The sequence below is a fragment of the Microbacterium sp. genome (genome assembly GCF_039812165.1).
Taxonomy (GTDB): domain Bacteria; phylum Actinomycetota; class Actinomycetes; order Actinomycetales; family Microbacteriaceae; genus Microbacterium.
The window spans coordinates 1-4,633 of sequence record NZ_JBDIAB010000213.1 but is presented as its reverse complement, the minus strand read 5'-3'; the positions used below and the strand labels follow the sequence as shown (position 1 = coordinate 4,633).

Genomic DNA, 4,633 nt, shown 5'->3' with positions numbered 1-4,633 from the left:
GTCGGTGGCACAGAGTTATCCACAGGTCCATCCCCAGGTGGGGATGAATCACACGCGTGTAATTCGCCGGCCGGTGAGAGGTCGCGGGCGTCGTCAGCGCCAGCGGGTCGTCATCAGGAAGCCGACGAACGCGATGCCGAAGCCCACGACGAGGTTCCACGCGTCGATGCCCGGGATCGGGAAGCGGCTGCCGCTCAGGTAGAACACGAGGACCCACACGAGGCCCAGGAGCATGAGCCCCAGCATGATCGGCTTGAACCACACCGGGTTGGGTGGCGCGTCGCCTTCGTTGCGCTCCGCGAGCGGCTCTTGGGGCTTTCCTGAACGTGCCATGCGAGAGAGTCTACCCGGAGGCTCCGGGAGGCTCAGGGAGAGGCCGCGCCGGTTAGACTCCCCGGTGTGGGTGTGACGGCGGGGGTCGCGCGGCAACGGGCCGTGCCGAGGCGGCGAGCGACGTTCATGAGCGTGCTCGGCGAGATCCTGCTGACGGTGGGCGTCGTGACGCTCCTCTACGTGGTGTGGCAGCTGTGGATCGGCGACCTCATCATCGGCGCGCAGAAGTCGGCCGAGGCGGCGACGCTGTCGCAGAAGTGGGATGCCGTCGAGCCCGACGTGCCGGACGTCGCCGCGTCCGCCCCGCCCGTGCAGCCCGAGACCGTCCCGGTGCTCCCGCCGGCCGGCCACGCCGAGCAGTTCGGCGTCATGCGCGTGCCGCGCTTCGGCGACGCCTGGATGTTCGCGATCGCCGGGGGAGTGTCGCGCGAGGACGTGCTCGACGTCGGCGAGATCGGCCACTACCCGGACACGGCGATGCCCGGAGGGGTCGGCAACAGCGCCTACGCCGCGCACCGCTGGACCGCCGGTGCGCCGTTCGATCCCATCGACCGGCTCGTCGTGGGCGACGCGATCGTCATCGAGACCGCGGACGGCTGGTACACGTACCGGTTCCGCAACCTCGAGTACGTGCAGGACACCGCGGTCGACGTGCTGCTTCCCGTGCCGCAGGCGATCGGCGTCGCCTCCGACGGGCGGTACCTCACGCTGACCAGCTGCGCGCCCAAGTTCGACGTGCTCGAGCGCGTCGTCGCCTACGCCGTGTTCGACGCGTTCACGCCGCGCAGCGCCGGACCCCCGGCATCCCTCACCCTCGAGGAGGCCACCTGATGTACGCCGCTCTGTGGCGCGTGCTGCCCGGTCCGTGGTGGCTGCGCGTGCTCGTCCTGCTCGTGGCCGCCGCGGCGGTCGTGTACGGGCTCTTCTTCTACGCCTTCCCCTGGATCGCGACGTTCATCGCGCCGCAGGAGTCGACCATCGGGTGAGCGCGCGGATCCTCGTCGTCGACAACCACGACAGCTTCGTGCACACCCTGTGCGGCTACGTGCGCGAGCTCGGCGCCGCGTGCGACCTCGTCGAGTCCGACGCGCTGCCGGGGGCGGATGCCGCGCACGCGCTGCGCGGCTACGACGGCGTCGTGGTGTCGCCGGGGCCGGGGGCACCGGCCGACGCCGGGGCGTCGATCGCCGTGGTGCACGCGGCCGCCGCGTGCGGGATGCCGCTCCTCGGCGTGTGCCTCGGGCACCAGGCGATCGGCGAGGCCTTCGGCGCGCGCGTGGCCCACGCGCCCGAGCCGATGCACGGGATGACCTCGGCGGTGCACCACGACGGCCACGCGCTCTTCGCGGGCCTGCCGACCCCGTTCCGGGCGACGCGGTACCACTCGCTCGCGATCGCGCCGGAGAGCCTGCCGCCCGAGCTCGCGGTCACCGCGCGCACCGACACGGGCGTCGTGATGGCGGTCGCGCACACGCGGCTGCCGGTGTGGGGAGTGCAGTTCCACCCCGAGAGCGTGCTCACCGAGGGCGGCTACCGGATGGTGGGCAACTGGCTCGAGCGCACCGGCGTCGCGGGCGCCGCCGCGCGGGGCGCGCTCCTGCACCCGCACCGCACGGTGTGAGCGATCGCCGACGGGGCTCCCGTGGCCGCGCGAGCGTGCGTCGCTGCTGCTACGAACCCGTGCAGACGGTGAGCTCGACGGTCGAGTGGATCGGCACGTCTCCCGGCGAGAGCGACTGCGCCTTCACGATCGCGGTGCTCCCCGCGCTGCACGACGGATCGTCCACCACGACGGCGGTCAGCTGCAGATCGTCCGACGCCAGCTCGCGCTGCGCGGCCTCCACGGCGTAGCCGGTGAGGTCGTTGAGCGTGACCTTGCCGCTCGCGACGATCAGGTCGACGACCGTGCCCTTGGCCACCTCGGCGCCCTCGTCGCGATCGGCCGACAGCACGACATCGGCCGCCTGCGCGGGATCGTTGTGCGCGATCACGGTGCCGAGGGTCAGTCCCGCCGCCTGCAGCGCCGCGACGGCATCCGCCCTGGAGAGACCGACGAGCGGCGGCACCGTCGTCTTCACCTGCCCCGTCGACACGTAGACGCGGATCTCCTGCCCCGCCGACACCGAGGTGCCCGGCACCGGGTCGGTGCGCACGACGTTGCCCGGCGCGATCGTGTCGCTGCTCTCGGAGATCTGGTAGGCCTGCAGGTCGTTCTCGGCGATGAGCTTGTTCGCGCGCTCCCACGACATGTCCACGACGTCGGGAACCAGTCGGGCCCCCGGCGGCAGCTGCGCACCGGGCCGGATCGCCATCACCCAGATCAGCACCGAGATGAGGAGCACCGCGAGCACCGCCACGCCGGTCCAGATCCACGCGGCAGGCGGTCCCGCCTGCGTGCGCCGCATCGTGGTGTCGCTGCTCAGCTGGCGCAGCGACCGCGCGGTCTCGGCCGCGTGCCGGGGGTCGGGGCCGTAGAGCTCGTTCGACAGGGCGCCGAGCTGACGCTTGCTGGGCTCCCGGCCGTCGAGGGCGCCCTGCAGCGCGTCGCGGAACGACGCGGCGCTCTGGAACCGCTGGAACGGATCCTTCGCGAGCGCCCGCAGCGTCACGGCGTCGAGCGCCCGGGGCACGGTGTCGCGCACCTCCGACGGCGGCACCGGTGCCTCGCTGACGTGCTGGTACGCGACGGCGACCGGGGTCTCGCCGCGGAACGGCGCGCGCCCGCTGAGCAGCTCGTAGAGCACGACGCCGGCCGAGTACAGGTCGGCGCGCGCGTCTACGGGTTCTCCCTTGGCCTGCTCGGGCGAGAGGTAGGCGGCGGTGCCGATGAGCGACGTGGTCTCTGCGACGGTCGACGACGAGTCCGAGACGGCGCGCGCGATCCCGAAGTCCATCACCTTGACGTCGCCGGTCCGGGTGACCATGACGTTGCCCGGCTTGATGTCGCGGTGCACGACGCCCGCGCGGTGCGAGTACTCCAGCGCCTCGAGGATGCCGTCGGTGTAGCGCACGGCGGCGTCCACCGGCAGCGGACCCTCGGCGGCGACGTCCTTGAGGGTGCGACCCTGCACGAGCTCCATGACGATGTAGGGGACCGGATGCCGGGTGCCGTCGGCATCCGTCTCGACGTCCTCGCCCGCGTCGAAGACCCGGACGATCATCGGGTGCGCCATGCGCGAGGCCGCCTGGGCCTCGAGCCGGAACCGCGTGCGGAAGGCGTTGTCGCCGGCGAGATCGCGCCCGAGGATCTTGATCGCGACGGAGCGGCCGAGGGTCAGGTCCTCGCCGCGATAGACGGTGGCCATGCCGCCCCGCCCGATGAGCTCGTCGACGCGATAGCGCTCGGAAAGCACACGAGTCTCTACTGTCACTTCACTCCCTGGGCTGGACACCGTCAGCCTAATCGACGCGCTTCTGAGGGAACGGTGAGTGTCAGTTCTCGGCGCTTCCGTCGTCGTCGCTCTCGCCGCCCGTGGGAGTCGGGACCGGCGGCGCCGCGACGATGCGCGTGTCGGCGGCCGCCGAGCCCGAGGTGAGCTCGCCGCTCGCGCCGCTGCACGACACCGTGTACGACACCGTGAGGAGCTGGTCGGCCTCGCCGGTGACGGTCACCTGCACCGGGCGGTCCCCCGCCTGGAACTGGTCGGAGTCGCCGCCGTTCGACACGAACGTGCCGTTGGTCACGCGCAGGTTGAACGACGCCAGCTGCGTGCCCGCGGGGCACGTGTAGTTCGGCCACATGACGTCGGCGATCGCGCCCGACTGCACCGTGCCGGGCAGGCTCGGCGCCCCCGGGTCGGGCATCGAGGCCTGCTCGCCGTAGCACGTGACGGTCAGCTGCTGGTCGGGCCGCAGGGCGCCCTGCGGGTTGACCGACTCGACCTTGTCGACCGAGTCGCCGTTCGGGGCCGCCGGACGCGTCGGGTTGACGCTCACCGACTGGATGCCGGCCGTCTTGGCCGCCTGCACAGCGGTCTGGCAGTCCTGGCCCTTGAGGTTCAGCGCGTCCACGTTGATGAGCGTGGACGTCGGCGTCGGCGCGGTCGACGTCGTGCTCTCGGTGGGCGACGGCGAGGGCGTCTGCCCGTTCAGCAGCGCGAACACGGTGCCGCCCAGCACGACCAGCAGGATCACGATGAGAGCGACCAGCGGCCATGTCCACGGGCTACGCGGCTTCTTCGGCTTCTCCGCCGGCCCGACCGCCGTGGGGGGCCCTGCCTGCGACGCCGCCGCGGCGCCCGTGGGCGGCAGGAGGCGCGTGGCGGCCATGGTGCCGGCGCCGGCGGCGAGCAGCTGCGTC

5 protein-coding genes and 1 pseudogene are annotated in these 4,633 nt (G+C 72.3%); 3 read left to right on the top strand and 3 right to left on the bottom strand.

Annotated elements, in window-relative coordinates; genetic code table 11:
* Positions 1-93: 93 nt before the first annotated feature.
* On the bottom strand, positions 94-333 hold the full coding sequence (locus WML84_RS13040; protein WP_347346572.1) for a cell division protein CrgA: 240 nt from the start codon (positions 331-333) through the stop codon (positions 94-96).
* Positions 334-399: 66 nt separating this feature from the next.
* On the opposite strand from WML84_RS13040, the gene WML84_RS13035 reads away from it, so the two are divergent.
* Genes WML84_RS13035 through WML84_RS13025 form a run of 3 tightly spaced genes read left to right on the top strand, consistent with a single transcriptional unit; the run spans position 400 to position 1,954 of the window.
* Entirely contained in the window at positions 400-1,164 is a 765-nt protein-coding gene (locus tag WML84_RS13035; protein ID WP_347346571.1) for a class E sortase, read from the top strand.
* A complete protein-coding gene (locus tag WML84_RS13030) occupies positions 1,164-1,319 on the top strand; it encodes a hypothetical protein (RefSeq protein WP_347346570.1) in 156 nt (51 codons plus the stop codon). The genes WML84_RS13035 and WML84_RS13030 overlap by 1 nt, the downstream gene beginning before the upstream one ends.
* Positions 1,316-1,954, top strand: a complete 639-nt coding sequence (locus WML84_RS13025) for a gamma-glutamyl-gamma-aminobutyrate hydrolase family protein (protein ID WP_347346569.1) — start codon at positions 1,316-1,318, stop codon at positions 1,952-1,954. Before WML84_RS13030 ends, WML84_RS13025 begins: the two co-directional genes overlap by 4 nt.
* A gap of 49 nt (positions 1,955-2,003) precedes the next feature.
* Here WML84_RS13025 and pknB read toward each other — a convergent pair whose 3' ends face one another.
* Together pknB and WML84_RS13015 are read right to left on the bottom strand one after the other, a co-directional pair.
* Complete coding sequence (gene pknB / locus WML84_RS13020) at positions 2,004-3,686, bottom strand: Stk1 family PASTA domain-containing Ser/Thr kinase (RefSeq protein ID WP_347346568.1); 1,683 nt, start codon at positions 3,684-3,686, stop codon at positions 2,004-2,006.
* A gap of 79 nt (positions 3,687-3,765) precedes the next feature.
* Positions 3,766-4,633, bottom strand: a pseudogene (locus WML84_RS13015) (serine/threonine protein kinase); the annotation flags it as partial.